The organism is Burkholderia sp. MSMB617WGS (genome assembly GCF_001532025.2).
In the GTDB taxonomy this organism is placed as follows: domain Bacteria; phylum Pseudomonadota; class Gammaproteobacteria; order Burkholderiales; family Burkholderiaceae; genus Burkholderia; species Burkholderia savannae.
Genome location: NZ_CP013457.1, coordinates 194,707 through 220,389 on the forward strand (window position 1 = coordinate 194,707; position 25,683 = coordinate 220,389).

32 protein-coding genes and 1 tRNA gene are annotated in these 25,683 nt (G+C 60.4%); 18 read left to right on the forward strand and 15 right to left on the reverse strand.

Going from position 1 to position 25,683, the window contains the following annotated elements; genetic code table 11:
• Positions 1-203 precede the first annotated feature (203 nt).
• Positions 204-279 (forward strand) — tRNA-Arg (locus WT60_RS00950).
• Positions 280-758: 479 nt separating this feature from the next.
• Here WT60_RS00950 and WT60_RS00960 read toward each other — a convergent pair.
• Complete coding sequence (locus WT60_RS00960; protein WP_060356265.1) at positions 759-974, reverse strand: hypothetical protein; 216 nt, start codon at positions 972-974, stop codon at positions 759-761.
• A gap of 610 nt (positions 975-1,584) precedes the next feature.
• On the opposite strand from WT60_RS00960, the gene WT60_RS00970 reads away from it, so the two are divergent.
• The 11 genes from WT60_RS00970 (at position 1,585) to WT60_RS01025 (ending at position 10,349) form a co-directional block, all read left to right on the forward strand.
• Positions 1,585-1,884: a hypothetical protein gene (locus tag WT60_RS00970; RefSeq protein ID WP_010107135.1), complete on the forward strand. Its 300-nt coding sequence runs from the start codon at positions 1,585-1,587 to the stop codon at positions 1,882-1,884.
• An 86-nt stretch (positions 1,885-1,970) separates the two neighbouring features.
• Complete coding sequence (locus WT60_RS00975; RefSeq protein WP_011852350.1) at positions 1,971-2,180, forward strand: major capsid protein; 210 nt, start codon at positions 1,971-1,973, stop codon at positions 2,178-2,180.
• Positions 2,181-2,246: 66 nt separating this feature from the next.
• Positions 2,247-2,570 (forward strand): hypothetical protein, encoded by a 324-nt coding sequence (locus WT60_RS00980; RefSeq protein WP_059645378.1) that lies wholly within the window; start codon positions 2,247-2,249, stop codon positions 2,568-2,570.
• Positions 2,571-2,649: 79 nt separating this feature from the next.
• Entirely contained in the window at positions 2,650-4,584 is a 1,935-nt protein-coding gene (locus WT60_RS00985; RefSeq protein WP_060356267.1) for a virulence factor TspB C-terminal domain-related protein, read from the forward strand.
• The gene (locus tag WT60_RS00990; RefSeq protein ID WP_059577103.1) at positions 4,581-4,862 is read left to right on the forward strand and encodes a DUF2523 domain-containing protein; all 282 of its coding nucleotides are present in this window, start codon (positions 4,581-4,583) and stop codon (positions 4,860-4,862) included. The genes WT60_RS00985 and WT60_RS00990 overlap by 4 nt, the downstream gene beginning before the upstream one ends.
• A complete protein-coding gene (locus WT60_RS00995) occupies positions 4,859-5,785 on the forward strand; it encodes a zonular occludens toxin domain-containing protein (RefSeq protein ID WP_060356268.1) in 927 nt (308 codons plus the stop codon). Before WT60_RS00990 ends, WT60_RS00995 begins: the two co-directional genes overlap by 4 nt.
• On the forward strand, positions 5,782-7,146 hold the full coding sequence (locus WT60_RS01000) for a type II secretory pathway protein (RefSeq protein ID WP_060356269.1): 1,365 nt from the start codon (positions 5,782-5,784) through the stop codon (positions 7,144-7,146). The genes WT60_RS00995 and WT60_RS01000 overlap by 4 nt, the downstream gene beginning before the upstream one ends.
• A 762-nt stretch (positions 7,147-7,908) precedes the next feature.
• Positions 7,909-8,688: a hypothetical protein gene (locus WT60_RS01010; protein WP_060356270.1), complete on the forward strand. Its 780-nt coding sequence runs from the start codon at positions 7,909-7,911 to the stop codon at positions 8,686-8,688.
• A 129-nt stretch (positions 8,689-8,817) separates the two neighbouring features.
• On the forward strand, positions 8,818-9,642 hold the full coding sequence (locus WT60_RS01015) for a site-specific integrase (RefSeq protein ID WP_249026782.1): 825 nt from the start codon (positions 8,818-8,820) through the stop codon (positions 9,640-9,642).
• 40 nt (positions 9,643-9,682) lie between these two features.
• Positions 9,683-10,027 (forward strand): type II toxin-antitoxin system RelE/ParE family toxin, encoded by a 345-nt coding sequence (locus WT60_RS01020; RefSeq protein ID WP_059645390.1) that lies wholly within the window; start codon positions 9,683-9,685, stop codon positions 10,025-10,027.
• A 37-nt stretch (positions 10,028-10,064) separates the two neighbouring features.
• Positions 10,065-10,349, forward strand: coding sequence for a helix-turn-helix transcriptional regulator (locus WT60_RS01025; protein WP_226383120.1), 285 nt, complete (start codon positions 10,065-10,067; stop codon positions 10,347-10,349).
• 155 nt (positions 10,350-10,504) lie between these two features.
• Here WT60_RS01025 and WT60_RS34255 read toward each other — a convergent pair whose 3' ends face one another.
• The 4 genes from WT60_RS34255 to WT60_RS01045 all read right to left on the reverse strand — a co-directional run bounded on the left by WT60_RS34255 (position 10,505) and on the right by WT60_RS01045 (position 13,339).
• On the reverse strand, positions 10,505-10,864 hold the full coding sequence (locus tag WT60_RS34255) for a hypothetical protein (protein ID WP_157130939.1): 360 nt from the start codon (positions 10,862-10,864) through the stop codon (positions 10,505-10,507).
• Between the two features lie 145 nt (positions 10,865-11,009).
• Positions 11,010-12,563: an IS66 family transposase gene (locus WT60_RS01035; protein WP_059584212.1), complete on the reverse strand. Its 1,554-nt coding sequence runs from the start codon at positions 12,561-12,563 to the stop codon at positions 11,010-11,012.
• Positions 12,564-12,593: 30 nt separating this feature from the next.
• A complete protein-coding gene (gene tnpB / locus WT60_RS01040) occupies positions 12,594-12,902 on the reverse strand; it encodes an IS66 family insertion sequence element accessory protein TnpB (protein WP_348982041.1) in 309 nt (102 codons plus the stop codon).
• 32 nt (positions 12,903-12,934) lie between these two features.
• Positions 12,935-13,339 carry a transposase gene (locus tag WT60_RS01045; RefSeq protein WP_100185218.1) on the reverse strand — a complete coding sequence of 135 codons (405 nt, stop codon included), beginning with the start codon at positions 13,337-13,339 and terminating at the stop codon, positions 12,935-12,937.
• On the opposite strand from WT60_RS01045, the gene WT60_RS01050 reads away from it, so the two are divergent.
• Genes WT60_RS01050 through WT60_RS01060 form a run of 3 tightly spaced genes read left to right on the forward strand, consistent with a single transcriptional unit; the run spans position 13,332 to position 15,412 of the window.
• On the forward strand, positions 13,332-13,754 hold the full coding sequence (locus WT60_RS01050; protein ID WP_236860844.1) for a hypothetical protein: 423 nt from the start codon (positions 13,332-13,334) through the stop codon (positions 13,752-13,754). The genes WT60_RS01045 and WT60_RS01050 overlap by 8 nt on opposite strands.
• 18 nt (positions 13,755-13,772) lie before the next feature.
• A complete protein-coding gene (locus WT60_RS01055; protein ID WP_236860845.1) occupies positions 13,773-14,825 on the forward strand; it encodes an ATP-binding protein in 1,053 nt (350 codons plus the stop codon).
• Positions 14,822-15,412, forward strand: coding sequence for a TniQ family protein (locus tag WT60_RS01060; protein WP_236860846.1), 591 nt, complete (start codon positions 14,822-14,824; stop codon positions 15,410-15,412). Before WT60_RS01055 ends, WT60_RS01060 begins: the two co-directional genes overlap by 4 nt.
• A gap of 3 nt (positions 15,413-15,415) precedes the next feature.
• Here the strand turns inward: WT60_RS01060 and WT60_RS01065 are convergent.
• Positions 15,416-16,503 (reverse strand): IS3 family transposase gene (locus WT60_RS01065; RefSeq protein WP_100185219.1). Its coding sequence is split into 2 segments (ribosomal slippage): positions 15,416-16,242 and positions 16,242-16,503, totalling 1,089 coding nucleotides; the frame shifts between segments, so codons are not numbered across the junction.
• Between WT60_RS01065 and WT60_RS01070 the strand changes: the two genes are divergently transcribed.
• Positions 16,503-17,468 carry a helix-turn-helix transcriptional regulator gene (locus WT60_RS01070; protein ID WP_236860847.1) on the forward strand — a complete coding sequence of 322 codons (966 nt, stop codon included), beginning with the start codon at positions 16,503-16,505 and terminating at the stop codon, positions 17,466-17,468. The two genes, WT60_RS01065 and WT60_RS01070, sit on opposite strands and share 1 nt — an antisense overlap.
• Before the next feature lie 297 nt (positions 17,469-17,765).
• Here the strand turns inward: WT60_RS01070 and WT60_RS34260 are convergent, their stop codons facing one another.
• The 9 genes from WT60_RS34260 to WT60_RS01110 all read right to left on the reverse strand — a co-directional run bounded on the left by WT60_RS34260 (position 17,766) and on the right by WT60_RS01110 (position 24,752).
• Positions 17,766-17,930, reverse strand: a complete 165-nt coding sequence (locus tag WT60_RS34260) for a hypothetical protein (RefSeq protein WP_157130940.1) — start codon at positions 17,928-17,930, stop codon at positions 17,766-17,768.
• Positions 17,931-18,091: 161 nt separating this feature from the next.
• Positions 18,092-18,754, reverse strand: coding sequence for an Eco29kI family restriction endonuclease (locus WT60_RS01075; protein ID WP_082745138.1), 663 nt, complete (start codon positions 18,752-18,754; stop codon positions 18,092-18,094).
• Positions 18,751-19,974, reverse strand: a complete 1,224-nt coding sequence (locus WT60_RS01080) for a DNA cytosine methyltransferase (RefSeq protein WP_060355681.1) — start codon at positions 19,972-19,974, stop codon at positions 18,751-18,753. The genes WT60_RS01075 and WT60_RS01080 overlap by 4 nt, the downstream gene beginning before the upstream one ends.
• A 4-nt stretch (positions 19,975-19,978) precedes the next feature.
• Positions 19,979-20,392 carry a very short patch repair endonuclease gene (locus tag WT60_RS01085; protein ID WP_082745137.1) on the reverse strand — a complete coding sequence of 138 codons (414 nt, stop codon included), beginning with the start codon at positions 20,390-20,392 and terminating at the stop codon, positions 19,979-19,981.
• Between the two features lie 174 nt (positions 20,393-20,566).
• Positions 20,567-20,956 carry a hypothetical protein gene (locus WT60_RS35005; protein WP_226383086.1) on the reverse strand — a complete coding sequence of 130 codons (390 nt, stop codon included), beginning with the start codon at positions 20,954-20,956 and terminating at the stop codon, positions 20,567-20,569.
• A 311-nt stretch (positions 20,957-21,267) separates the two neighbouring features.
• Positions 21,268-22,344 carry a type VI immunity family protein gene (locus WT60_RS01095; RefSeq protein ID WP_060355680.1) on the reverse strand — a complete coding sequence of 359 codons (1,077 nt, stop codon included), beginning with the start codon at positions 22,342-22,344 and terminating at the stop codon, positions 21,268-21,270.
• Positions 22,345-22,346: 2 nt separating this feature from the next.
• Positions 22,347-23,060, reverse strand: coding sequence for a VRR-NUC domain-containing protein (locus WT60_RS34900; protein ID WP_198170015.1), 714 nt, complete (start codon positions 23,058-23,060; stop codon positions 22,347-22,349).
• Positions 23,057-23,599 carry a PAAR domain-containing protein gene (locus WT60_RS01105; protein ID WP_082759332.1) on the reverse strand — a complete coding sequence of 181 codons (543 nt, stop codon included), beginning with the start codon at positions 23,597-23,599 and terminating at the stop codon, positions 23,057-23,059. Before WT60_RS01105 ends, WT60_RS34900 begins: the two co-directional genes overlap by 4 nt.
• Before the next feature lie 335 nt (positions 23,600-23,934).
• Positions 23,935-24,752 (reverse strand): IS5 family transposase gene (locus WT60_RS01110; protein ID WP_100185225.1). Its coding sequence is split into 2 segments (ribosomal slippage): positions 23,935-24,404 and positions 24,404-24,752, totalling 819 coding nucleotides; the frame shifts between segments, so codons are not numbered across the junction.
• A 143-nt stretch (positions 24,753-24,895) separates the two neighbouring features.
• Between WT60_RS01110 and WT60_RS01115 the strand changes: the two genes are divergently transcribed.
• Positions 24,896-25,324 (forward strand): transposase, encoded by a 429-nt coding sequence (locus tag WT60_RS01115; protein WP_231752061.1) that lies wholly within the window; start codon positions 24,896-24,898, stop codon positions 25,322-25,324.
• Positions 25,325-25,356: 32 nt separating this feature from the next.
• Complete coding sequence (gene tnpB / locus WT60_RS01120; RefSeq protein ID WP_348982041.1) at positions 25,357-25,665, forward strand: IS66 family insertion sequence element accessory protein TnpB; 309 nt, start codon at positions 25,357-25,359, stop codon at positions 25,663-25,665.
• Positions 25,666-25,683: the final 18 nt, after the last annotated feature.

The following is a 25,683-nucleotide window of genomic DNA, read 5'->3' on the forward strand; positions in this document are numbered from 1 at the left end:
TTATAGACGGAACGTTTACATGGCGGCGAGCGATCGCCCGGCGCGTGTTTACCCGCACATCGGAGGGGGCGGCGTGCGTGATGAGGCGATGCAGGAGGAGGGGCGGACGGATGCGGAGCGGCGGTGGACGGTCCGGCGGAAACAAGGTATTCTTGCCGTCTTGCTACGCGCTGCGACTATCTAGGGTCGCATCGCATCCGTAAGCGCCCGTAGCTCAATGGATAGAGTACTGCCCTCCGAAGGCAGGGGTTGCTGGTTCGATCCCAGCCGGGCGCGCCAAGTCTTTGTTTTCTTGGGCTTTCTCAGCCGCATCAGCCGGTTTCGAGGTCAAGCTCACCACAGCGGTAGCGCCAAGCACCACAGTCGCCGCTACACCCGCTGCTCGCAGATTCCCCAAAGCACGTTGCCATACTGAGCTGCGCTCGGTGTCCAGCTCCATTTCGATTTCCGCGAGCGTTTCGAACACAGGCCGGCCTGCCACTTCGGCAAGCAGCATGATGTCGGCCGCGTCGGGTTTGCGTCTCCCGGCCTTCCAATCGCTTATCCGGCTCGCCGGGCGGCCGATCCGCTCCGCGAGCTCGCCATATGAGCCCGCCGCATCCTTCGCGAGTTCGATGAGGCTAGAAATATTCATACGAACCTCTTGCAACTTCCCAGAATGGTAACTATGATTACCAAAACGGTAATTTACCGATTTGGGTATTGAGCGAAGTCTAGCAGGCTATGGAGAAAGGAAAAATCTGGCCCCTATTTATGGGTCAGCGGGGGCGGCGGAACTGCTTGGGGTTGTAGATCGCTCGCTTGATCGGATCGAGTTCTTTTTGCGGCCGTAGCTGCACGCGCCGGCGATCCGATCGAAAGGCGACGAAGACGGCGACCAGTGCAATGGCGATCAGGAGTCGGGCCTCGATCGTCAGCGCGCCCCAAATCCGTGTGAGGTTGTTGAGCAGGTCGTAAGCGAGTTGCTCGGTCATTTGGCCGCAGTTTTCATTGATGTTTCGCGCGTGTGTTTTGGCGCATCGAAGGTCGCACTGAGTCCGCAACTAGATGACGTGCATGAAGATTGCTGTTGCTACGGCGGCCGCGGTGCAAATGACCGAGGAGACTACGCGAAAACTCAGGCGCCACGCAGTAATGCCAATGATCCACGCGATGGTGATGATTGCCCCAGTGACTACTGGTTTCACAATCGGGGAGAAGTCGATGGGGTTCATGTTTGGGAGTGTGCTAAGTGAGCGAAGCTGATGCTAGTCGGTTTGTTTTCTTGTTCGTGCTTCTTGTCTCCGTATCCACCGTCCTGGGATGTCAGTTGAATGGCCTGTTGAACGATTTGATGCGAAGGCTGCGTCGTCGGTCGACGCAATGGCGGCGCAAATTATAGGTGCGGTTGTATCGGGTTTATGTCGGTAGGTTCGGAGGTTTCATTACCCCCTGCGTCGCGCACTTCTCACCCTCGGATAGCGCGGCGCTTTGTGGACGGCTGACCTAGCGTCCACCTTTTTCGATTCGCGCGTACGTCGCGCATGTAGCCGGAGCCGGAGCGGCTCTAGTCATTACGTATAGCAGTCCTAACAAGGAGTTTTCATGAGCAAGCAAAAGTTGACCATTCTGCAAGTGATCCAGCGCGGCGGCATTTCGAAGCGCACCGGCCAGCCGTGGGAGATTCACACGGCGCAATGCGTGCTGGAGCAAGAGAGCAGCGAGGGTAAGCAAATCCTTGTCGGCACGATCAATTTGCCGGCCGCGCTGAAGGATTCCCCGACCGGCGACTATCTCGCGGAGTTCGCGCTTCAACAGTCGATGGAAGGCAAGCTCGAACCCCGCATCGTGTCGCTGGTGCCGTTTGGTCGACCGACCGCTAAGGCTGCGGCTGCATCGTCGTAATCCGTCAAGGAAACCGGATCGCTCGAAGCTGGCCCGCACGAGCGGTTCTCTCACTACCGGGCCTGAACCTGAGAGGAAAAAATCAAATGAAGAAGCTGGTTGCAGTTGCGGCGCTCGCTACGGCAAGCATGGGTGCATTCGCGGCGGACGTGCCGGTCGTGGCGATGGACGTTGGCCCGGTCGTGAGCTCGATTACCGGTATCGGCCCGAACATCGCACTCGTCGGCGGTGCGGTGCTCGCGGTGTCGGCGGCGATGTTCGGCTATCGCGCGGTGAAGAGCTTCCTCGGTCGCTGATCGCGTGAACTCCTGAGCCCCTGGTATGTGCGCGCGTACCGGGGGCTTTTTCTTGGGTGAAAGCCAATGAAAAGGTGGGTGGTTGCTTCGTTGTTCGGCATTGCATTCGGCGCGCGCGCGGCGCAAGGCATCGACGTGATGGTGTGCGGCAATGCGGCCAGTGCGCCGGCGGGCACGGGGCAAACGCCCTGCGCGTTGTCCGATGGCTCGATGGGCGTGCAACAGGTCGTGCATCTGACGCTCGTGAACGGCGGTGCGGCGGGTGATGCACCGATGCATGGCGGGGCGGCTGCGGGCCTGAAAGTGGGGGCGGCGATGCTGCTTGTGTTTGCGATCGCGTACGGGCTGCGAGCGATGCGTCGCTTTCTCGAATCTGCTTCGGAGAGTTAGTCATGCTTTGGTTCTGCGTCGAGTTTTGCGTGACGGTCGGCACGATCGGCGGTGCCGCGCTGATCTTGATGGGGTGAGCATGCGCAAGAGAATTCGCGGCGTCTGGTTGGCGCTGTTCGCGGCGTTCGCGATGTTGTGCAATCAGCAGGCGCATGCACAGGCAGCGCTCGCGCCGATTGAAACCTTCGTGATCAATCGCGCTCAGGCGGCAATCTTGACGCGTCTCGCGATCGCACGCGGTATCGCCGCATCCGATCCGCGCATTGCGGCGACGCTGGCGGGCATGGGGCAGGCGTCGACCACGCTCAATGTCGTCGGGACCGGGGCCGCTGCTGCGCTCGCCTTCGCGGGAGCGCCGGTTTGGCTGACGATTCTGGCGGGCATGGGCATTCTTGCGCTGGGCTCGGCTCTTCAGTTAGGCGATGCGAGCTTCTTATGGAACGAAGATCAAGTCGCGCTTGGCGTGAACGCGTTGCCCGCCAGTGTCGGGGACAACTATGCACCGATTCAGCCGCCCGCGATCGCTATCGATCCGACGCGCCAAAAGATGTTGCTGCCGGAAGTGTGGGCTGCGCGGGCCGGCATTCCGATCTATCGGAACGGGACGTGTGCGGCAAACAACACGTTCTGTAACGGTTATCCGTTTTCGCCGGGATTCGGCACGTCGAATTTCTACGCGACGCGCGGACCGTTCGATATCCTGCCGAGCACGCTCGAACAGGCTCAGCAATTCGCGTGGTATCTGTATCAATACCTTGGGCACTGCGGCCTGAATTCAGGTTGTGTTGAGGAAAACGACACAAACGTCCACTCGCACGTGCTGTATTTCGCGCCGATGCAGAACGTGCCGGGGAACCCGATCGCGTTGCATTACACGGAGTCGCGAACGGTCGCGATCAAAGGCAGAAACGGGCGCGTCACCTATCGCAGCGTCGTGCAAAGCGGGAAGGATTCGCTGTTTCAATACAAGCCGGAAGTCGTGCCGCTCGTGGCCGACGATCTGTCGAAGCTGTGGCCGCGCATGCCGTCGAAGGTCGCGGCGACGCGATTGCCTACCTCGACGATTACGAACCTCGTCAACGAGACGTGGAAGAACGCGGCATCGCAGCCCGGCTACGAGGGCCTGCCGTATCAGCCGATCAGCGAGCGCGATATTGCCGAGTGGGCGAAAGAGAATCCGGGGCAGGTGCCGACCGTCGCCGATCTGTTCTCGTCCGCCGCGCCGAAGGGCAAAGACGTTCTGATAACGCCGTTCGTGCCGCCGCGGCCGATCCCGATTCCCGTGCCGAAGCCGGTGCCGGTGCCCGTGCCGATTCCGGAACCGCGCCCGGCATCCGAAGCGGAACCCCAGCCGCGCCCCGCTCCCGCGCCGGTGCCGGGGACGAATCCGCAGCCGCGCCCGGTGCCTGAACCGCTGCCTCAACCGCAGCCCGTACCGGTGCCGCGCCCGATTCCTCAACCGGTGCCGCAGCCCGTGCCGGTTCCGCTGCCGGAGCCGGTGCCTGTGCCGCGTCCGGTGCCCGAGCCCGTGCCGAGTCCGGTTCCGCAGCCGGCGCCGATTCCAGTGCCCGAACCCGTGCCCGGCCCGGTGCCCATGCCGATCCCGGAGCCGGTGCCGAGTCCGGTTCCCGAACCCATACCGCAACCGATCCCGCAGCCGCTGCCGCAACCCGTTCCCGTGCCGACGCCGGCGCCGGGCACCAATCCGGGAAACGGCCGGCCGTCGCGCGACGACATTTGCGCGATGCATCCCGATGCGTCGGCATGCGCGCCGCTCGGCAGCGCGTCGGATGTGGCCGTGAACAGCAATACGAAGCGCATTTCGCTGTCGCCCCTCTCGATCGGATTGACCAAGGGCGTCTGCCCGGAACCGAAGCGGGTCGTCGTGTTCGGCAGCGAGTTGTCGTTCAGCTATGAGCCGCTGTGCGAGTTCGCCTTGAAGCTGCGCCCGTTGGTGCTGCTGCTGGGCGCGCTGCTCGCCGGCGTCATCTTCGTGACGGGGTTGGCGGCATGAGCTGGGCAAGCCTACTGGTGTCGCTGGTCGGGCCGATCGTCACGCGTGTACTGGTCGCGCTCGGCATCGGCTTCGTGACGGTCACGGGAATCGATCTGGTGTTCGCTCAGGTTGTGCAATGGATGTCGGCGAGCGTCGGCGGCTTGAGCTCCGATATCGCGAACGTGCTCGCGCTTGGTGGCGTGGGCGACGGCATCGCGTACGTGCTCGGCGGGCTTTCGGCGCGCGTGTCGTTCTACATGCTCACGTCTACAACGAAAATGGTGTTCGGCAAATGATCACGTTGATCACAGGGGTTCCGGGGAGCGGCAAGACGCTGCACGCGGTCTGGTTGCTGACGAAGATTGCGAAGGGGCGTCGCGTGCTGGTCGACGGCATTCGCGATCTGGCAATCGAGCACGTCGAGATTGACGAGCCTTGGTTGCGCCAGTGGCACGAAAAGGCCGAAGCGCACGACTTGATCGTGATCGATGAGGCGCAACGCATCTACCCGCCGACGACGGTCAGCCAAAAGCCGACGCCGGACGTGGAGCAACTGCACGTGCATCGCCACAAGGGCGTCGACTTCATCCTCATCACGCAGCATCCGCAGCGGATCAGCAAGACGGTGCGCGATCTGGTCGGGCGGCATATCCACGTGCGAAACCTGTTCGGGCTCAAGCGCGCGATGCTCTACGAGTGGGACCACTGTCACAACCCGAGCAGTCTGAAAGATGCGGTGAAACGGCAATGGCCGTATCCGCGTGAGGTGTTCAGGCTCTACACGAGCGCCGAAGTCCACACGAAGAAGCAGGCGGTCGTTCCCAAGGCGTTGTTCGTCGTGCCGATCGCGTTGGGCGTGTTGCTCTACTGCTCGGTGAAGTTCTTCTACAGCGCGCGCGACGGCTTCGGGGTGACGCCGGGTATGTCGGAGTCGGCACACGAAACAGCCGGTGCGCCTGCACCGTCGTCGCAATCCGCGAAGGTCGAGCGCGCGCCGGCCGTGCCCCTGTCGTCTGACTGGCGCATTGCCGGGCGCTACGTGACGGAAGGTGCCGGTTACGTGGTGCTCGTCGCGGCGGACGGCCGATTGCGCCCGGTGTCGCTGGCGGGATTCAGCGGCGAAGGGATGCTGCTGACGGGTGAGGTTGACGGAAAGACCGTTGGTGCATGGTCCGGCGCGCAAGCCGGAAAAACAGAACAAGGCGGGGGGATGCAATGAAGCGATACGGAGTGCTGATTGGGGCGTTGATCGCGTATTCGGTGGCGGCCGTTGGCGCGGTGCCGCCGTTGCCGACGCTCCCGGTTGACGCGAGCTTGTCGGCCGCCGCGCCGGCGCCAGTCGCCGCACCGACGTTGACGCCGTTGAAGCACGTCGCCGGCACGTCGTTCGATCTGCGGTTCGTGACGGTGGCGCAGATTGTCGACCTGATCTATCAGGAGGCGATGCATACGCCTTACGTGCTCGGCCCGGATGTGCTGAGCGACGGGCGGCTCGTGTCGTTCCGCCTGGACGATCGGAATCGCGACGTGCGCACGGTCATGGGCGACTTCCTCGAATCGCTCGGCTTTCAGGTCGTGACGAAGAACGGCGTCGACTACGTGATGAAGAAGCCCGGCGCCGCGCGCGAAAAAGCCGATCAAGACGTGTTCGTCTACAAGCCGCTCTATCGCCGCGTCGACTATCTGCGCTCGCTCATCGAGCCGATGATTGGCGCGCGCGCGATGCCTTTGATGTCGCCCGTCAGCATGCCGCCGCAACCTGTCGGCGCGGTACAGGTGCCCGGCGAATCCGCAACGCCGGCCGGCGACGTGCCCGCGATGCCCGTTGAAACGAGCGTGCAGGCGCGCGGCGACGATCTCGTGATCGTGGGCTCGCATGATGAAGTCGCGCTGTTGCGCAAGGTCGTGCCGGAACTCGACACGGTGCCGAGCGAGGTGGTCGTTCGCGGTTGGGTGTACGAAGTGGCGAACACCGATTCGACCAACACGGCGTGGAGCATCGCGGTTCGCATGCTGAGCGGTCAGCTTCGCGTTTCGAGTGGCGACACGTCGTCGGATACGAGCGCGGTTCGCTTCACGGGGCCGGGCGTCGACGCGGCGATATCGGCACTGAATGCCGATTCGCGATTCAAGGTCGTCAGCGCGCCGCACGTGCGGATCGTATCGGGCGAACGCGTGCGCCTGAACGTCGGGCAGCAGGTGCCGACGCAATCGAGCGTGAGCTACCAAGGCTCGACCGGCACGCCGGTTCAGTCGATCACCTATCAGGATGCGGGTTTGATTTTCGACGTCGAGCCGACCGTGATGCGCGAGGTGATCGAGCTCAAGGTGCGTGAGGAGATTTCCGATTTCGTCGCGACGAAAACCGGCGTCGATACGTCGCCGACGAAGAACACGCGGCAGCTACAGACGGTGACGCGATTGAAGGACGGTGAGGTCGTCGTGTTGGGCGGCTTGATTCAGGATCGCAACGCGACGGCGCGCAGCGGTTATGCGTGGCTGCCGAGCTTTCTCGATGGTCGATCCAGCTCGAAGCAGCGCACGGAGGTTCTGTTGGTGCTTCAGGTGCAGCGGATTTGATCGGGTGCGGTGCTCAGAGGTAGTCGAGGATGACTGATACGACGAGGTACGAGATTACCCCGGACCCCAGCGCTATCCCCGCGATTTTGACCCACGAAGGTATGTGTATGGGAGCGGGCGCATTTGGGCGGGGCGGGACTGGCGCAGCGGCTGCGACGAATGTGCCGCGTGGTGCATAGCCCTGCTCCAACAGGTGCTCTTTCTTCTTGTATTCCTCGCGATACCAGTCGCGATCGCAGACGGTCATTGTTTGGTCCCTCGGTTGTTTTGGTGAGCGAGATTGTAAGTCAGTGCGGTACGACGGCCGGCGTCCAGCGTTAGGAGTGTCCGGCCGCGATCGGAGCGGCGTAGTGCGACGGCGGTAATGCGGAGTTCGTGCCGTTGTCGCGCGGCTCAGCGCGGCGCGCCGGACCGAGTAGCGGGTGTTCGCGCGGACGGTGAGCGGAGGCAGCGCGGCGGGCTCGCCCATCTCTTTGCAGGCTCGCCGTGGCGCATGTGTTGCCGGCGCGTGGAGCGGAGGCGAGGGCGGCTCGGAAGCGAGGGGGTGGGGGTTCGCTGCGAGCGGCTCGCCCAGCGCAGCAGAGCGCGCCGGGCGGGCCGCGCGCAGCGCGGCCCCTAAACTTGTATCAGGGACACTTAACGGATACGACACGCTGACGAGCGCACCGAGCCAGGACAGAAAGACGGTGCAGAAAAAGGAAAGCCCCGATCGCGGGAACGACCGGGGCTTTGTGAAGCAGTGCACTACAAGGACGAGTTGCAATGCACGACACAAGTATAGGCGACTACTCGCCGTTTCGTAGGGAGTGGGTTGTCCGTGGTCGGAACTTTGGCGACGGACAGGTCGAGGTGACGGCGACACGTTTCGATCGGTACGTGGGGGCACAGTCGTTGTGGGCTATCCCAAAGGCGAAGCGTGGCGAGTCGGAGAACAGCGAAGCGAACCTGATGGACGCGGCGAAGCGTGCGAAGCAACAGGTGCGGTTGCGCTGCAAGGCGATTGGAGCGGATCGAATGATCACGTTGACGTATCGGGAGAACATGCTCGACAAAGCGCGGCTCAAGCGCGATTTCGACAAGCTGCGGCGGCGTCTCGGCGCGTTGGGAAGCTTCCAGTATGTCGCCGTCGCGGAGCGGCAGAAGCGCGGCGCATGGCATCTGCATGTCGCGGTGAAGGGCCGGCAGAACTATCGCGTTCTGCGCTCGATCTGGCAAAGCATCGTCGGCATCGGAAACGGGCAGATCAACGTGCGCAACCCGTTCAAGGAAAAGGGCTTGCGGCACAAGCTCGCGTCGTATCTCGCGAAGTACATCACGAAGGATTTCGCCGAGCACGCGCTCAACGAAAAGCGCTACTGGACGAGCCGCGGCATTGTCGTGCCGGAAGTCATGCCGATTGGTCACATTCTCTCGAACGACCCCGCGGAAGCGCTGAAAACTGCGTTCGAAGCCGCGTTGCGCGCCGGCGCGACGTTGGATCGCTGTCAAGCGTACTGGCGGCAGGAACTCGGGGTGTTCTGGTTATCGACGCGCGAAAGCTAGGCGCGAAAGACATCAAACCTAGGCTGATTCGGACATCGTACTAAAGAGCTGAACAGTTCAACCGATATTCGCTGGATCAATGACGCAGAGGCGTTTGGAATGGTCTTTGAGGAAGTAATCGGAATCTACATGTTGGAGAAGAAGCACCGTAGCAAGGAGCGGGATCAGTACTCCTTGCAGCGACTACAACCGCATTTCAGCGGCCGCGATTTGCGGGAATTGAAGCGGGGCGATGTTCGGCGATACGTGTCCGCTCGGCTCGTGGATGGTGTCTGTGAGTCGACGGTGAAGCGCGAGCTCAGGCTGTTGTCCGCGGCTATCAACTTTGTGCGGACCGAGCACGACTATCCAGAACTGGCGAACCCGGTGCAAAGTCTCGGCCTTGATGGTGGTGAGTCGCGCGTTCGTTGGATATCTCGGAGCGAGGCATCGGCGCTGATTCTCGCGGCCGGGACGGCGGCACGGCAGCCACATCTTCGAAACTTCGTGCGGCTCGCGCTGAGCACCGGGTGTCGGAAAAACGAACTGCTCGCGCTCGAGTGGCACCGGGTCGATTTTGAGCGCTCACATTTTCGACTCGAGTGCGAGCACACGAAGAACGGTAAGCGTCGGTTAGTGCCGCTCAACAGTGGCGCGTTGTCGGCGCTGAGGGATCAGCGTGATTGGGTAGCGCGACATTGCGCCGGGTCTGAGTGGGTGTTTGCCTCCAGCTCGGGGAGGCGAGTCGGCAACCTGCAAAAAGGGTTCGTCGCGGCATGTGCTCGCGCCGGAATCGAAAATTTCCGCATCCACGATCTGCGCCACACATTTGCTTCGTGGCTCGTCATGGAAGGTGTGTCGCTGTACGTCGTCAAGGACCTGTTGGGACATTCGTCCATCACGGTCACTGAGCGCTATGCGCATCTGTCCCCTGATCACGGTCGCGAGGCCGTGCAGAAACTCTTGCCGCTCTAACCGGCTGGTTGAATTGCAGCAACATAGCAAATTTGCTAACATGAAACAAAATTGGACAGTCGTCTATTACAACGAGCGCGTTAAACGCGACGTCTTCGCGCTGCCGGCCGGGATTCTGGCGGACTATCTGCGGCTCCTGGACTTGATGCAGGAGTTCGGCGCGGATTTGCGTATGCCGCACTCGCGAGCAATGGGGGGCGGATTGTTCGAGTTGCGCCCGAAGGGGCGAGAGGGCATCGGGCGCGTGCTTTATTGCACGCACTTTGGGCGGCACGTCGTGGTGCTGCATTCGTTTGTGAAGAAGGCGCAGGAGGCGCCGCAGAAAGAACTGCGCACCGCCCGAGCGCGTTTGAGCGAGGTACGAAATGGTGAAGGCGGTTGCTAAGCGCGTGCGCGCTGAAGGATTTAGTCCTGTTCCGCATATGACGGATGACACTGAGCGTCTACTGGCAAAGCCTGGTGTCAAAGCACAATACGATGCGCTAGAAGATGAATACAGCGCGCTTCGAGCCATCTTGACGGCTCGGCAAGACGCCGGCTTGACGCAGGCTCAGGTGGCCGAGCGCATGGGAACGACAGCTTCTGCAGTTTCGCGATTGGAAGCGTCACTGTCGAGCGAAAGGCACTCGCCGTCGTTCGCGACGTTGCGAAAGTATGCGGCAGCTTGTGGTAAGCGATTGGTGATCTCGTTTGCCGAGAATTTGTAAGTTGCATGATTAGCTGCGGCAATTTGGCGTTGTCGTGGATTCATGTATGGTTTGCCCTTAAGGGAATCAACTAGTTCCTTGGTTGGGGCGCTGTGAAACAATTCGACTTGCTTGCCAGGCGAAGATTTTAATTACATTCATTAAATGCGTAATGGCTACTCGGGGGTGGTATGGAGCCATACAAAAATCTGAGTGGGAAGTCGGGGGTGATTGCGTACGAAATTTCCACTGATTCGATCGAGGTCGAATTCAAAGGCAGCATTCTCTATCTGTACAATTACAGTACACCCGGTCAGCGCGACGTTGAGCAAATGAAGCGGCACGCCATTGCGGGTGTCGGGCTTAACAGTTACATAAATACTTACGTCGGAAAGCGATACGCCCAGAAACGCAAACGTCCGTGAACTGCTATGAATATATGATGAAATTTTGATCATATAGTCATAATCAAAAAGCTGGCTATTCTGCCCATGAACGTAAGTCGCATATAAATTTTTGCGATTTGCGGAGCTCATGGGCTTTTTGAAATCTCGCCGGGAAATTATAGATGACTGAGGTGTTCGTCGTCTTAATGGTAAGCGCCTCGCGAAGGCCGTCCGCAATCCGGCGCGCACGTGAGGCATGATTGGTTATCGAGCGCTCATGTTGGCCCGCTGGCAATCAGCCCGTGGAGGCAGGTGGGCAAGACTTCCCTGGCAGCTTTTTTGCCACGTTCCAGGGTAGTAATTCGTCGATGCGGTTAATGGGGTGATCAGCGATATGGGTCAGCACGTATTCGAGGTAAGCGCGCGGGTTGATCCCGTTCAGCTTGCACGTGCCGATCAGGCTGTACATCGCCGCGGCCCGTTTCCCCCCACTGTCGGAGCCGGCGAACAAGAAGTTCTTTCGACCCAGACTCACACAGCGCAACGCGTTTTCGGCCAGGGCGTTGCTGATCTCGGCACGGCCCTCTTCGCAGTACAGCACGAGGGCATCCCACTGATTAAGCGAGTAATGGATCGCTTTGGCCAATTCGGATTTCTTCGACAGCGTCGCGAGTTTGTCCGTCATCCACGTCTTGATGGCCGCGAGCAGCGGGATGCTTTTCTCCTGGCGCACGCGCAGCCGCTGCGCGGCGGGTTTGCCGCGGATGTCGGCCTCGATCGCGTAAAGTGCACCGATCAGCTCGAGCACCTCCCGGGTCGCCTCGGCAGGCGTTCGGGCATGCACGTCGTATATGTACCGTCTCGCGTGGTCCCAGCATGCCGCCTCGCGAATCTTGCCGCTCTCGTACAGTTCGTTGAAGCCGCTGTAGGCGTCGGCTTGCAAGATACCCTTGAATCCGTCCAGGTGGGTCTGGGGATGAATGCCTTTGCGGTCCGGCGAGTAAGCAAACCACACTGCGGCCGGTTCGGTCGAGCCCGAACGAGTGTCATCGCGCACATACACCCACAGGCGCCCCGTCTTCGTCTTCTTCTTGCCCGGCTCGAGTACCGGGATAGGCGTGTCATCCGCGTGCAGCTTCGACGGCGCCACCGTGTAGCGGCGCAGTGCCTCGGTCAGCGCATCGCAAAGGGCCTCGCACTGGCCGACCCAGCGGCCCATGCTGGCCGGGTCGAGCTTCACGCCGTCGCGCGCGGCTATCTGCGACTGGCGGTACAACGGGGCGTGGTCGGCGTACTTCGAGACGAGGATGTCGGCCAGCAGGCTCGGATGGGCGATGCTGCGCGTAATCGGCAGGCCGGGCATCGCCGGCTGCGAGAAGTGGTGGCCGCACGGGCAAACCGTCTTGCGCCGGATCGTACGAATCACCTTGAACACCGCCGCGACGCGGGCGAGCTGCTCGGACACGTCTTCTCCGAGCGGCTGCATTGCGCTGCCGCACTTCGGACACGTTGCGTCAGCCTCCAGTACACGTTCTTCGCGTGGCAGATGCGGCGGCAGCGCTTCTTTCGGCGATGCGTCGCTCACAGGCGTGCTTGCGCTTGATTGGCGGGCGCGCCGCACATCGGCGACGCCACGCTCGCCCGTCAGGTCCTCGAGCGCTGTTTCTAGCCGTGCAACCTCGCGGTCCAACTGCTCGGACTTGCGTCCGAATTGCATGCGCCTAAGCTTGTCGAGCTGAGCCTTGAGTTGCTCGATCTCCAGATCGCGCTCGGCAAGCTGAGCACGAGCCTCGAGCAGCAATGCTCGCAGCGTTTCAACATCGTCAGGAAGTTCGGCGCCGTTCGACATGCGGCGCAGTTTACGAGCCTTCTGCTCGGTTTACAACATCGACAGTGCAGCGGTGCGACGCGGTTGCCGCCAATCGATGCCTTCGAGCAACATGGACAATTGCGCTGCCGTCAGATGAACCTTGCCGCCATCGGCCTGCGGCCAGACGAAACGACCACGCTCAAGCCGTTTCGCAAGAAGCCAGAGCCCGTCCTCGGTTGCCCACATGAGCTTCACGAGATCGCCGCGCCGGCCCCGGAAGATGAACACGTTGCCGCTGAGCGCATTGTCCTCGAGCGCCGTGTGCACCTTCGCCGCCAGCCCTTGGAATCCGCAGCGCATGTCGGTGACGCCGGCCACCAGCCAGACTCGGGTACCCGTGGGAAGAGAGATCACGATTGCATGCTCCCCAGTACAACACGTAGCGTGTCGGCGTCCACAATGCCGTCCACCTTGACGACCACCTCACCGAATCGAATCTCGATTGTCCCGGCTCGAGTAGTGCGGTTGCCCACTGCCCGAGCTTCCGAGGGCATGGTCACGCGCTGCGCCGGCGTTTCATCGACCACCGCCACCGGAATCAGCGACGTCGTTTGGGCCAGCAATTGCTCGCGATAGCGACGCCGCCACGTGAACAGCATGTTTGCATTGATGCCATTCTCGCACGCCAGCTTTGCGACCGAAGCACCCGGCTCGCATGCCGCGGCCGCAAGACGGCGTCGAAACTCGCGATCATAGTTTGGGCGCCCCTTGCGGCTCCCGGGCTTGGCTTCCGGCTCTGTCACGGTGATGTCCATCAAATCGAAAATGATGGGCACCACTTTGATGTCGCTTCTCGCCCTCGTCTACGACGGTCGCCGTGAGGCGCTTACGCCCGAGGGTAGCTTTGAGAGTGTTCTGCGTGATGTGCTTGCCGAGCACAACGTCCCTGTGGCTGCTGATGTGACTGGCGCTACGCGGCTCATCTATGGCAAGCCCCACCTGACAGAAATCGAAAGCGCAGAGGAAGTTGCTGAAGTTTCAGGCACTGCCCACGTCGACGCCTCGACGGAAAACAGCGCGTCGGCACCGCACGATGAAGAGCGTGTTGACGAAGCGCTAGTGACGAATTATCGGCGCCGGGCTAACGACGTGCCACGTCCGAACCCACCTCGCACTTTCGGTCGCTTCAAAATCGACTACTCCCATCTACCCGTAAGGAACCCTATCTGATTGAACTGGAGGTCGACCATGATTACGCGCGAACAGGCCATCACCGGCTCGCCCGAGGACAAGGCCGCATACATGAAGGCAACCTGCGTTCCGCACCGAAATCTCGATGGGGTGATGCATGAAGTGCGCAGCCGCATGACTGCAGGTGCCGGTCTTTCCATCACGCTGGTCGTGGGTCCGCCTGGAGTGGGGAAGACGACCTTTGGTCGCAAGCAGTTGCAAAGCCTCTTGTCCAGGTATCCGATACAGCTTCAGGAGAAGCGCCACGTCATTCCGGCCGTGATGAGCGAGGTCGACGCCGCTGACAGAGGCGAATTCAATTTCAACCTTCTCTACAACCGCCTCTGTGCAGACCTGATGGCGCCCAGCTCTTTGGATGGACCCGTGTTGCTCGAGAATGTCAGCGAGCCCGCCGACCCCGTTCGAAATAGCCGGATGATGTTTGAACGGGCGCTCAGGCGCCGCGAGGTAAAGCACCTGATACTCGACGAGGCGGTGCATTTCACCAACTCTCTGACTGACCCACTGCAGTACGGAAATTTGCTGAAGTCATTGTCGAATCGGTCTGGGTTCAACCTGCTTCTACTCGGGGCATACGGATGCGAACAGCTCGTGCTCGCGTCCGCGCAGTTAGCGCGGCGCATCGGCGTTGTTCACTATCCCAGATACCTCCAGACTGACGAAGATTTCACCGAATACTGCACCTTCGTGAAGTCACTGCTTGCCCACCTTCCGTATGGGTTCGATATCGACATCGAGAACCGGCTCGAGTACCTATTCGCCGGCACATTCGGATTGCCAGGAGCCACAGTTGATGTGCTAACGGGCGCTGCGGGCCGATGCTGCGAAAGTAAAAGGAAAGTATGGAGCGACGCGTGCCTCCTGAAAAGCATGCCGTCGAAAGAAGCTCAGCGGAAGATTGCTCGAGACACGATGGTGGGCGAGGCGGATGTCCAACCGTTCCTCCAGATGGAACGTGAACACGACTACGCCACCGAGCAGGATATTCGGAACGTATTGCTGCTCGAGGAGCAGACGCGACGCAAAATCAACGGGAGGATGCACGGATGACAGCGTTGACGAGTCCTGCATGCAGACCCGGCGGCTGGCCGGAAGATGCGCCGCCACGGTCGGCATTGTTTTCGCTGAACCCTGAGGGTCAAAGCGGTGACGACCTGGAAGACCTCGCCAGCTACTTCCGACGTCTGAGCGAGGACCATTGCATGCTTCCGTGGACGTTAGCCTTTCGCTCGGTCGTGCCGTTAATTGGGTCAGGGTCGACAGGATGGCGCGCGAAGATGGCATGCTACTGCTACGGGCTGGCGACTTCTGGAGTGACAGAGTTGGCCGACAGTTGGGCCAAAGCGCTCAATCATGCGACGGGCCGCAACGACCTCCAACTCCACACCCTCGTTCCTTTGAAGGCGGTTGTCCCACCGACCAAGCTGTTGTCGCCAATCGAACGGTTCTGTCCGATTTGCTACGCACACGATGAAAGTTCAGAGCGGCCAAAATATAACCGTCTGCTATGGGCGGTTGATTGCGTCGCCGCTTGCCCGCTGCACTGTGTCCAGCTTCAAGCAGTTGATAAATCGAATCGCAACAACGACAACCCCTTCTGGGGTAATCCCCCCGCTTTTAACGCGAGTCAGAAGTAGAGACTATGCCGCGGCCATGAGCCGCTGTTTCGGCGTCATGCCGCCAAGGCCCATGTTAGGGCGCTCGTGATTGTATTGCCACATCCATTCGGTCGCGAAGCTCTGCACGTGCGCAAGGTTGTCCCAGTAGTACTGCGACAGCCACTCATAGCGCACCGTCCGGTTGAATCGCTCCACATAGGCATTTTGCTGCGGCTTGCCCGGCTGAATGTAGTTCAACGCGATGCCATGCCTGGCTGCCCATTGCGTGATTGCCTCGCTTAAGTACTCGGGACCGTTATCGCACCGTATCGCCATCGGTTTTCCTCGCCAGCCGATGATCTGCTCCAGAGCCCGGATGACGCGCGCCGAGGGCAACGAGAAGTCGATCTCGATGCCCAATGCTTCGCGGTTGAAGTCGTCGATCACGTTGAACAGTCGGATACTGCGGCCGTCCTTCAACTGGTCGTGCATGAAGTCCATCGACCACACCGCATTCACCGACGCCGGCACGATCAGCGGCTCCGGCGCCTGCCGTACAAGCCGCTTACGAGGCTTGATGCGCAGGTTCAGCTCCAGTTCTCGGTAAATCCGGTACACGCGCTTATGGTTCCAGCCGAAGCCCTTCACGTTGCGCAGGTACAGGAAACACAGCCCAAAGCCCCAGTTGCGATGATTGTCGGTCAGCCGTAGCAGCCAGTCGGCAATCTGCTCGTTCCCTGCATTGCGCTGCCGCTCGTAGCGGTAGCACGTCCGGCTTACGCCAAATGCCTCGCATGCGAGCCGGATCGACACGCCCCGGCTCGCTACTGCTTCTCTGGCCATCTCGCGGCGGGTAGATGGCCTCAGTCTTTTTTTGCCAGCGCCTCTGCGACGATCTCCGCCTTGATCTTCTCTTCCACGTACATCTTGCGCAGTCGCGCGTTTTCCGCTTCCAGCTCCTTCATCCGGGCCATCAGCGACACGTCCATCCCGCCGTACTTGCTGCGCCAGTTGTAGAACGTCGCCGTGCTGACACCCAGCTCCCGGCAAATCTCCGGCACCGCCACGCCAGCCTCCGCGCGCTTGAGCGCATCCATGATCTGGCTATCCGTGAACTTCGACTTCTTCATTGCGTAGAACTCCCTTTGCTGGAAATTCTACTTCTGATCCCACCTACTGGACGGGAGGATTACCCTGGCTCCACAGACAAGGAAAGCGCGCCAATGCGAGCAGTTTCTGGCTGCCCGGAATCTCAAGAGTCAACGGACGCAGTCTCGCGAGCGACGTTGGAAAGCCAGCGAATGAGGAGGACGTCCAGTTCGCACGGCTCGTCGCCGATTTAGTCGACGACCTGCATCATCACCCACATGAATTTCACGACGTCGGTGCGCCGACGAACTTCCTCCGTTATGCAACCGAGGTGCTCTTCGCTGGCAACCTCTCCCATTTCGCCCAGCATCTCGGCGTAAGCAAAGGAGCGCTTCACGAGTGGACATCGGGAAAAACGCGCCCGAGCCTCCCGCGTCTGGCGCTCATTGCGTTCTGTTGTGGCGCCGCTATCTCGGACGTGATTCTCGGGAACAAGGTGATGCTGTTCAAACGCCCGGCTCCGGCTCGGCCGACTCAGCTTTGCGTCCGCAAACGGAAAGGGGCTCGCCGGCCGCGGAATGAACTTCGGCAGGAGTTTGAGCAGATAGTCGAATCAGGGCGAGCGTCTTCCGCGCGCGAGGCCGCAGACCTATTGGACGTCTCGACCAAATTTCTGCGTTCGCTCTCGCCCACGCTGAACCAGCAACTCGTGGATGCCGGGCAGGAGCGTGTGCGCCGCACCGCAAGGGAATTGGAAGATTTAAAGTTCCATGAGTTTCGGAAATCGTTCGACGCTATTGTCGCGAAACGAGAAAAGCCCGTAAGACGTCGAGTACAGCAGGACGTTTTCGAAAGGACCGGTTTGAGCTTTCGGTACAAGCAAGCCGGCATCTTCCTCGAGCGAGTGCGTTGCCTTGCAGGCGTCGATGCGCGCAGCGGGGCGGGTGGCCGTAAGAGCGGAGGCCGTCGGAGACGACGACAGGAAAACCGTCCAGCTATGGACTGATATCTATGGAAAAACAACCAATTCGTGTCGAAAACGACATTAATTGATTAACTCCACAGGGGGAAAATCGCGGAGAGGCTTATCTGGCTTGGCGCGCCCGGCTGGGATCGAACCAGCAACCCCTGCCTTCGGAGAGCAGGCAACACGCGCAATTGCGGTTCATTGGCTCAAAAGAACGACACTTCACCTGATACATCTATTCTCGCGGCGCGTTTCGACCTATATCAGCATGTCGCTTCGTCGGCCAAATCTGAAGATCGCCGAGATATAAAGACGTATGTAGCGAGTTCTTCAAGCCTACTTCAGCGTAGATGCCAATTGCTTGCGCAACGCAGCCTTTTTCTCAGCCATCTCATCCTGCACCCGCGCGTGTGGAACATTCGGGCGCGGGTCAGCCAACGATTCCTTCACCAGTTCGCGGAACAGATGATCACAGATGCCTGCTCCCCCAGCATAAGTCATCCGCAGGACCTCGTCGGCGCCGGCGCACTTTCAACTGGCTGCCGCCGCGCGTAACTCGTCACATCGCCACCCTACACCTTTGGGGCATTCATGGATCGCACTCCCCAACCGTAGCGGCTCTCGGAAGGAACGCGCCCGAGCGCGTTCCTTGATTTTACTGTTTAGGGCTGTTGATCAGGCCCCAAAAGATGATGCGATGCGGGGAATGAGAACGTGGCGAAGTAATTATGAACGTCGCGAATAACCTGCTCTCGCGTCTCTTCTCGTGCTCTGCATTTTTCAGCCCAAGCACGCCCCGGATGCAAAACATCCCATCGAGGCCGCATCCCATTGTATCGACCGCTACCCGGATCGTGATTGCCAAAGCCATCAATCGAAGCGTTCCACAGCGGAGCAAACTTCGCGATTAGCAGTGACTCGCCCAACGGAATCCAAATGTCATCGACCACCAAGAAACGGCAAAGGAAATCCTTGATGTCCAGATTGGTGGCGAGCTGCACACTTTCCGCATGCTCTCGAAGGCGATCGTATAGGGCTTTGCTCCGGACTTCTCCAACACCACCGCCCTTGCGAGCCCCTCTCGGCACTGCCTTTCCTACGTATATCGGCGCCTGGAATGCCTCATTTCGATTTCGTTTGGCTAGGGGTGCGTAAGCCTCGAAGTCGCCAACGTAGTAAATGGCATAAATGCCAACACCAAAGAATTGCTTCAACTCACCAAGAGGTTGCGGCTTTTGCTCGAGCATCGCCTCAGCAACACTCGCACCAAGATTCTTCTTATCAAGCGGGTTGAAGGGGATGATGTTTCCAGTCGAATCCGTCATGCCGCCCCTCGCGCAACCACGCGTTGCCGCGCCAATTGTTCAAGCTGAACGGTAGCCAATCGCTCCGCGACGCTGCGCGCCACAACATGCCCAAGCGCAACCGGGACAGCATTACCTAGCTGGCGCATCGTTTCCGTCCACGAACCATGGAACTTGAAGCCGTCCGGGAAGGTTTGCATGCGTGCCGACTCGCGAATCGAAAAATAGCGAACCGAACCATCCGTGTTGACAAGCATGTTCTCGCCACCCGGCACCCCATGATCTCCAGCCTTGAGGGTTTTTCCAGGCAAGTCGAGCGGGCTGCCGGTGTGGCCAGGATAAACTCGCGCTCCCGGCTGGAAACGGTGATCCGCGTACTGGCTAGCCGTCCGCGCAAGCGGGCTTGGTAAGCCGGCCAGCGCGTCGCGCACGGTTCGCCAGGGCAATTCATCCGCAAGCGGAAGCGAATTCGCGATGCGTCGAACACGGTTCGCCAACAACGCAGGCATTGTCGGTCTTGCACGACGCGACACTTGATGGCGCTCCCAATACTCACCCGTGACCCACTGATCACGCAGCAGACTGTCGTAGCTGTGCGTAGGGCGGGGAAAGCTCCAATCAACATCAAGGTCAGTCCGAAAGCCTACTATGAATACACGTTCTCGCTTTTGCGGAACACCATAGTCCGCTGCATTCACCAGCGTGGGGACCACGTTGTAGGTCAACTTCCCACCTTTTTGGCGGCCGCTAGTGCGCTCGGCCTGCAAACGCAAGAGATGGTCAAACCACTCCTCGTTGCGGCGCGCCGGAACCTCCGGAAACTCCAGTTGCAACAAGATGTATTGATAGTAATTGGCGAACGTCGAGCGCGTTAGCCCCTTGACGTTTTCCACGATGAAGGCCTTCGGGCGCAGCTTCCGAACAATATCGACCGTCGCCGGAAACATGTCCCGCGTATCGTCGTGAGCCTGATGCTTGCCGCCCATCGAGAATGGCTGGCACGGCGGGCCACCCGCCAATAGATCAACCTCCTCCCCTTCGAGGCGGGACCAATCAAACTTGCGAACATCCCCCTCGTAGAGCGGCCAATTCGCCACCAAGGGAAAACCGCGCCGTTGGTTTTCACGAATCGTGTCGCAGGCCCACCGGTCCCATTCAACCACCGCCAGAGACTGGAAACCGGCGAGGCTGACCCCCATCGCTAGGCCACCCGCGCCCGCATATAGCTCTACTGCCTTCATCGTTTCACTCCGTGTCGTCCAAGAAGGCCCTGATGCGGGAGGTCAGGGCTTCCTCTTCCTTTACTTCGCATTCCCATATCGTCAAAACTTTCCAGCCGAGCTCGGCGAGCCGTTGCTCAACTTCCTTATCCCTTGCCGCGTTCGCCTCAAGCTTCGGTAGCCAGAAATCTAGCCGCGATTTCGGCAGGCGCGCCAAGTGGCACCCTTCGTGTCGATGCCAAAAGCACCCGTGAATGAATATCGCCTTGCGTCGCTTGGCGAACACTAGATCTGGCCGTCCCGGCAACCCCTTTCGATGCAGCCGGTAACGATAACCCATGCGATGAATCAGGCTCCGGACAATCAGCTCCGGCTTGGTGTCCTTGCCCTTGATGCGCGACATGCGCTCGCTACGCTCCGCAGGAGTGAGACTATCCAAGGTGACCCTCCGCGCTCATGCCGGACCGATTGTAACGCCACGGAGCATGCCTGAGCGAGCCAAACAATCGCACGGCTTAGTTCAGTAAGCACCCGCGACACGATAGACAACACTTACGACGGTCTGAATGCGTGCGGCCATACCAAACATCGGGTAAGCGCACGCATCCACAAGTCAAGTTTGTAACGGCGTGCCCGTGCCCCCCCCGTAGCCCACCACCTGCAGCAGCGCGGTACGAACCTCGCTCAAACCGGACTCGAATGTGCCGAAAAGCGCCACCTGCGCGAGTGGCGATAAGTTGGCAAACTCGGAAGCAACTCCTTCAACCGCAAGCAGGCCAGCCAGCGCGCTCAGACGCTCCACGTTGATCATTGCAGCATCGAGCGGGCTAGAGAAGGACTTATGCATCAGTCCTCCCGCCCCTTGTGGCAATGGCTGCCAAAAGGCGCAGCGCGTCACCACACGCATCGAGGGCTGCTCGATCCGATGGCGCAACTGCGGCGGCACGTATCGCCGCGCGAATAATCTCAAGAGGGGATTGCGAAAGCTCAGGACGAGCGACAACTTCTTGCATGTTGCGGGCTCCTTGTGCGGGTAGGGTGACCCGGGCCCCAACGCCAAATGGGGTGGCCGGGCACAAGACAAGGTTGGCGTACCGGAGCACAAGGAACCGGCGAGCCCGAGGGCTCCCCCGTCAAGGCCCGACCATAAGCGGCACATGACGTGCAGGCGAAAAAATACCGCCTTTCGGCGGTCGCCCGCCTTGTGCATTTCCGGACGCCAATCCGGGTGTCTGCTGTTTTAGACACGGTGAAATGATAATCGCGAACCCACAGCGGATCAAGTAAATGCATGCCACGCAGGGCTCGCACGGGTTACGACGAAGAATCAGAGAGTCTCGGCGTATCGAGGACCGCCGCTTTCGCGGCCAACAGTTCGTCGCTGGAAACATCGAGGCGCCGAAGCCACGCGTTGCTGCTCGTCTTCGAGTTGAAAACCGGAGCGTCGCCGTTCACGGTTCCACGTTGAAGAATGGAGACGGTATCGGGGATAAGGTGGCGAAGCGCCGCATTCAATACGACATACGCGGGTGGCGGACCAATTGGCTTGTCGCCACTCCCCGCATTCACGCCTGCGGCAGGCAAAACGCCGGCTCGGATGAGCAAGCCCTCCGAGCACTGCGTCAGCCGATACCAATCCATCGGCAACTCGGATTTCAGGGCGCTCACGCCGCCAACGCGGTTGACCATCGAAGCACTGATCAGCGTCAGCCAGTCAACAGTCTTGATGTTGTCCATCAGGCTTCGGACCTCGGTTGAAAAAGGGTCGCCCACGTCGAGGCCCGGACCGAGTCGATTCGACATGAAATACTCGCTGCTCTCGTTCTCTTCGCGCGCCGTAGGCGGCAAATTCACCGCGTAGCCGGCATGTCCGTGAATCGCGTTGAGGCACCGGGAGAATTCTGCAAACAGCCTCGGCAAGAGATCAGGATCAGCCTTGACGACAGGTACGGGCAATGAGAAAGACAGCACGTCGAGCCCTCGCGTCCCCAGCACCGCTTGCCACTTCTCGAGACAGAACACGTCGAATCCGTACATGCTTGCTTCGCGCGTGCTGTCTCCACTGGTGAACGCAAACGTGAACGGCTGATCTTCGCTCAGGCTCGCGCCCAGCGCCGCTAACGAAGGAGCATTGGCGATCGATACCGCACGTCTCCCCTCCGGAAAAAACCAGCGCAGAGCGCCGCTCGCCACCTCATTGTACTGGTCGAAACACGCCGCAATTTCGCGACGAACTGCTCCCGAGTACCCCCCCTTGAAATACAGTACTCCGCGCACCGCCAGCGCGGCGCCAACGCCCTTATGGGGATAGCGCGGCTCGAATGCCGCAAAGGGCAACGTACCGGCGCGCTTGGGGTCAGCAACCCACGCTTGAATCTCGTCGTCGTTCATCGTCAAGGTACAAATACAGGAGGAGGCATCGGAGGCGGCGGAGGGCTGTGCAAATACGCGTCGAGGCCCGCCCCAAAGGAAGACTCGCCAGATGTCGAGACTGCGGACCGTTCTGACGGCTGCTCCGTCTTGCCTCGGTCGCAATCACACTCGTCAGGGCCAATCACCGACACCTTCGCGGAATCGCCAGCAATCTGCACGTATGCGTCACGCTGGGTTCGTGTCAGCGTATCGCCGGGGAATTTTATCTCCACAACCGACTTGAGATTGTCTTGCGTGGGCGGCAACAATGGATCGTCGACGATGACGACGTCCGGGCGGCGTATGTTACCTACCCTTGGGGTGTAGCCGCCCAAGCCGCCCGGCCAGTACTTTTGAATCCACCCCGGCAGGTAGTCGTGCGTCTTCGTGACGACCCCGGAATCCATGATCGGGGCAGGCGGATCGCGCGACATGTCGTAGTTCACCTCGGCCTTGTACGGGCTCCGGTGATCGCTGATCGCGTCCGCCGCCTTAAGCCGACCGCTAACGCACTGCTGCTTCAACTGTTGACCACTGGCGCCAACGCTTGGCATTGAATTGCATCGGCAAATGACCGCGCAGAGTGCTTGCCGATCTTCGGAATCGAGTCCGTTGCGGCGCAATCTCACGATGTTCGTTCGACCTTCGCCTGAACCAGTCGATCCGGAACCCGTTCCCTTCGCGTAGTCCGTCATGCCGTCTTGGACCTATTGGAGTCGAACGTCAACGTCGCCGATCCGTCGCTTTCCACCCAATCGGTGTACCCGTTCTCATCGGTTCGACCGGATATGATCTGTCCGCCACTCCCGGTTACGGTGTACAGATGATTCGGAATGGGACGACCGGTGTCGTCGTCGATCGCTTGAAACCGCCCACGCTGTAAACCGCCTCGGATCGAACCAACAGGCAGCGGTATAACACCACCGCCAACGGAGGGTGCACTAGCGCCTGAGAACGCGCCCGCTGTCGGCATAACGGTGGCGGTACCTTGGGACGCGATCAGAGTAGCGCCGCATGCGGTTTTATCACCTTCCGTCGCCACCGGACGTTCCCCAAGGGCCATGTTCCGCTGTTTCACACGCACGATCGGGAAAATCCCATCGCAACGCGGACATAACACCATGTCGCCAAGCAAGGCGATTGCTTTTCCGTGAGCAATAAATGTCGACGTGCAAGCGAGCACTCGCCCTCCGTGCGTCGTCGTATCGCTCTCTCGGATGAACGCAAACCCCATCTTGAATCCCAACGAGAAAATCTCGCGGGGAATGTAGCACGAAGAAGAAAAGTGAAACCATCCTGCCAGTTTTGACAGGTTTTCATGCATTTTCGCGCAAATATGAAGCGCAACGAGAGGCGTCACCTTCGGAGAGCAGATGGTCGCTACAGTAGCGCGCTATCTGCGCGAAAAGACTCTTGCTCTCGCGTCACAGTTGCCCGCCTCCCTTCCCTCCCGTACTCAGCGCATTAGCTCAGTCGAAGCCGAGCTCGCCGACTCACGCGTCCCCAGGCACCACATCCTATGAAGCGGCATTCAGAGCGCACTACTCATCGTCACATTAAGAGACGGTTTCATAAAGGCTGCTGGGCGCGCCGGAGGGTATTCCAGCAGATCAGGCAGCAACCGAGTTTGAGGAACGCGCCGTGAATGTCAGCACGGCGCTCGAAACGAATACGGAGGCGACGGAAGTGATGCAGCCAGGCATGCGTGCGCTCGACGACCCAGCGATATTTGCCAAGGCCGCTGCCATGTTCGGTACGGCGCTTGGCGATCACGGGCTCGATACCGCGATCGCGCAACGCGCGTCGATGTCGCTCGGAGTCGTAACCGCGATCGGCGTAGACCACACGCGGTCTCTGCAATGGGTGGCCACGCAATCCACGAATCGGCGGAATCGCGTCGATCAGCGGCAGCAACTGCGTGACGTCGTTGACGTTCGCGCCGGTCAGGATCGCGGCGAGCGGGGTGCCGTTGGCGTCGGTGACGATGTGGTGCTTGGAACCGGGTCGCGCACGATCGGTAGGGTTTGGCCCAGTTTTTGGCCCGCCCCAACGGCACGGATCGAGGATGAATCGATCGCAGCTCGAGAGAAGTCGATCTGGTCTGCTGCTCGCAGCTTCGCAAGAAGCAGCTCGTGCAAGCGATCCCATACGCCGGCGGCCTGCCAGTCGCGTAACCGTCGCCAACATGTCACGCCCGAGCCGCAACCCATCTCGGCAGGCAGGTCGCGCCAGCGCAGTCCGGTCTTGAGGACAAACAGGATGCCAGTCAACGCAGCGCGATTCGAAACCGGCAGGCGCCCTGGGTTCTTCTCGCGCCGCGGCTTGGGTCGCGGCAGCAGCGGTTCGATCAGTGTCCACAATTCGTCGTCGATGATCGGCTTGGCCATCTCCTCGGTCTCGGTTGTTCCGATGCCTGAGGTTAACAGCTCGCCGCGAAAGTTAACAGCCCCAGGGGCCCTTTTTGAAACCGTCTCTAAGAGTAAGCGCCTCACGGCGACCGTCGTAGACGAGGGCGAGAAGCGACATCAAAGTGGTGCCCATCATTTTCGATTTGATGGACATCACCGTGACAGAGCCGGAAGCCAAGCCCGGGAGCCGCAAGGGGCGCCCAAACTATGATCGCGAGTTTCGACGCCGTCTTGCGGCCGCGGCATGCGAGCCGGGTGCTTCGGTCGCAAAGCTGGCGCGCGAGAATGGCATCAATGCAAACATGCTGTTCACGTGGCGGCGTCGCTATCGCGAGCAATTGCTGGCCCAAACGACGTCGCTGATTCCGGTGGCGGTGGTCGATGAAACGCCGGCGCAGCGCGTGACCATGCCCTCGGAAGCTCGGGCAGTGGGCAACCGCACTACTCGAGCCGGGACAATCGAGATTCGATTCGGTGAGGTGGTCGTCAAGGTGGACGGCATTGTGGACGCCGACACGCTACGTGTTGTACTGGGGAGCATGCAATCGTGATCTCTCTTCCCACGGGTACCCGAGTCTGGCTGGTGGCCGGCGTCACCGACATGCGCTGCGGATTCCAAGGGCTGGCGGCGAAGGTGCACACGGCGCTCGAGGACAATGCGCTCAGCGGCAACGTGTTCATCTTCCGGGGCCGGCGCGGCGATCTCGTGAAGCTCATGTGGGCAACCGAGGACGGGCTCTGGCTTCTTGCGAAACGGCTTGAGCGTGGTCGTTTCGTCTGGCCGCAGGCCGATGGCGGCAAGGTTCATCTGACGGCAGCGCAATTGTCCATGTTGCTCGAAGGCATCGATTGGCGGCAACCGCGTCGCACCGCTGCACTGTCGATGTTGTAAACCGAGCAGAAGGCTCGT

What these genes read in the sequence shown, in the direction of transcription:
- WT60_RS01000 (WP_060356269.1), top strand. Translation starts at nt 5,782, where the DNA reads ATGAAGCGATACGGAGTGCTGATTGGGGCGTTGATCGCGTATTCGGTG.
- WT60_RS01105 (WP_082759332.1), bottom strand. Translation starts at nt 23,599, where the DNA reads ATGGGGTTTGCGTTCATCCGAGAGAGCGATACGACGACGCACGGAGGG.
- WT60_RS00995 (WP_060356268.1), top strand. Translation starts at nt 4,859, where the DNA reads ATGATCACGTTGATCACAGGGGTTCCGGGGAGCGGCAAGACGCTGCAC.
- WT60_RS01015 (WP_249026782.1), top strand. Translation starts at nt 8,818, where the DNA reads ATGTTGGAGAAGAAGCACCGTAGCAAGGAGCGGGATCAGTACTCCTTG.
- WT60_RS01050 (WP_236860844.1), top strand. Translation starts at nt 13,332, where the DNA reads ATGTCCATCAAATCGAAAATGATGGGCACCACTTTGATGTCGCTTCTC.
- WT60_RS01025 (WP_226383120.1), top strand. Translation starts at nt 10,065, where the DNA reads ATGACGGATGACACTGAGCGTCTACTGGCAAAGCCTGGTGTCAAAGCA.
- WT60_RS00970 (WP_010107135.1), top strand. Translation starts at nt 1,585, where the DNA reads ATGAGCAAGCAAAAGTTGACCATTCTGCAAGTGATCCAGCGCGGCGGC.
- WT60_RS01010 (WP_060356270.1), top strand. Translation starts at nt 7,909, where the DNA reads ATGCACGACACAAGTATAGGCGACTACTCGCCGTTTCGTAGGGAGTGG.
- WT60_RS01020 (WP_059645390.1), top strand. Translation starts at nt 9,683, where the DNA reads ATGAAACAAAATTGGACAGTCGTCTATTACAACGAGCGCGTTAAACGC.
- WT60_RS01080 (WP_060355681.1), bottom strand. Translation starts at nt 19,974, where the DNA reads ATGAAGGCAGTAGAGCTATATGCGGGCGCGGGTGGCCTAGCGATGGGG.
- WT60_RS00990 (WP_059577103.1), top strand. Translation starts at nt 4,581, where the DNA reads ATGAGCTGGGCAAGCCTACTGGTGTCGCTGGTCGGGCCGATCGTCACG.
- WT60_RS01075 (WP_082745138.1), bottom strand. Translation starts at nt 18,754, where the DNA reads ATGACGGATTCGACTGGAAACATCATCCCCTTCAACCCGCTTGATAAG.
- WT60_RS01095 (WP_060355680.1), bottom strand. Translation starts at nt 22,344, where the DNA reads ATGAACGACGACGAGATTCAAGCGTGGGTTGCTGACCCCAAGCGCGCC.
- WT60_RS34255 (WP_157130939.1), bottom strand. Translation starts at nt 10,864, where the DNA reads ATGAGCTCCGCAAATCGCAAAAATTTATATGCGACTTACGTTCATGGG.
- WT60_RS34900 (WP_198170015.1), bottom strand. Translation starts at nt 23,060, where the DNA reads ATGACGGACTACGCGAAGGGAACGGGTTCCGGATCGACTGGTTCAGGC.
- WT60_RS00985 (WP_060356267.1), top strand. Translation starts at nt 2,650, where the DNA reads ATGCGCAAGAGAATTCGCGGCGTCTGGTTGGCGCTGTTCGCGGCGTTC.
- WT60_RS01060 (WP_236860846.1), top strand. Translation starts at nt 14,822, where the DNA reads ATGACAGCGTTGACGAGTCCTGCATGCAGACCCGGCGGCTGGCCGGAA.
- WT60_RS00980 (WP_059645378.1), top strand. Translation starts at nt 2,247, where the DNA reads ATGAAAAGGTGGGTGGTTGCTTCGTTGTTCGGCATTGCATTCGGCGCG.
- WT60_RS01055 (WP_236860845.1), top strand. Translation starts at nt 13,773, where the DNA reads ATGATTACGCGCGAACAGGCCATCACCGGCTCGCCCGAGGACAAGGCC.
- WT60_RS34260 (WP_157130940.1), bottom strand. Translation starts at nt 17,930, where the DNA reads ATGACTTATGCTGGGGGAGCAGGCATCTGTGATCATCTGTTCCGCGAA.
- WT60_RS01045 (WP_100185218.1), bottom strand. Translation starts at nt 13,339, where the DNA reads ATGGACATCACCGTGACAGAGCCGGAAGCCAAGCCCGGGAGCCGCAAG.
- WT60_RS00975 (WP_011852350.1), top strand. Translation starts at nt 1,971, where the DNA reads ATGAAGAAGCTGGTTGCAGTTGCGGCGCTCGCTACGGCAAGCATGGGT.
- WT60_RS01035 (WP_059584212.1), bottom strand. Translation starts at nt 12,563, where the DNA reads ATGTCGAACGGCGCCGAACTTCCTGACGATGTTGAAACGCTGCGAGCA.
- WT60_RS00960 (WP_060356265.1), bottom strand. Translation starts at nt 974, where the DNA reads ATGACCGAGCAACTCGCTTACGACCTGCTCAACAACCTCACACGGATT.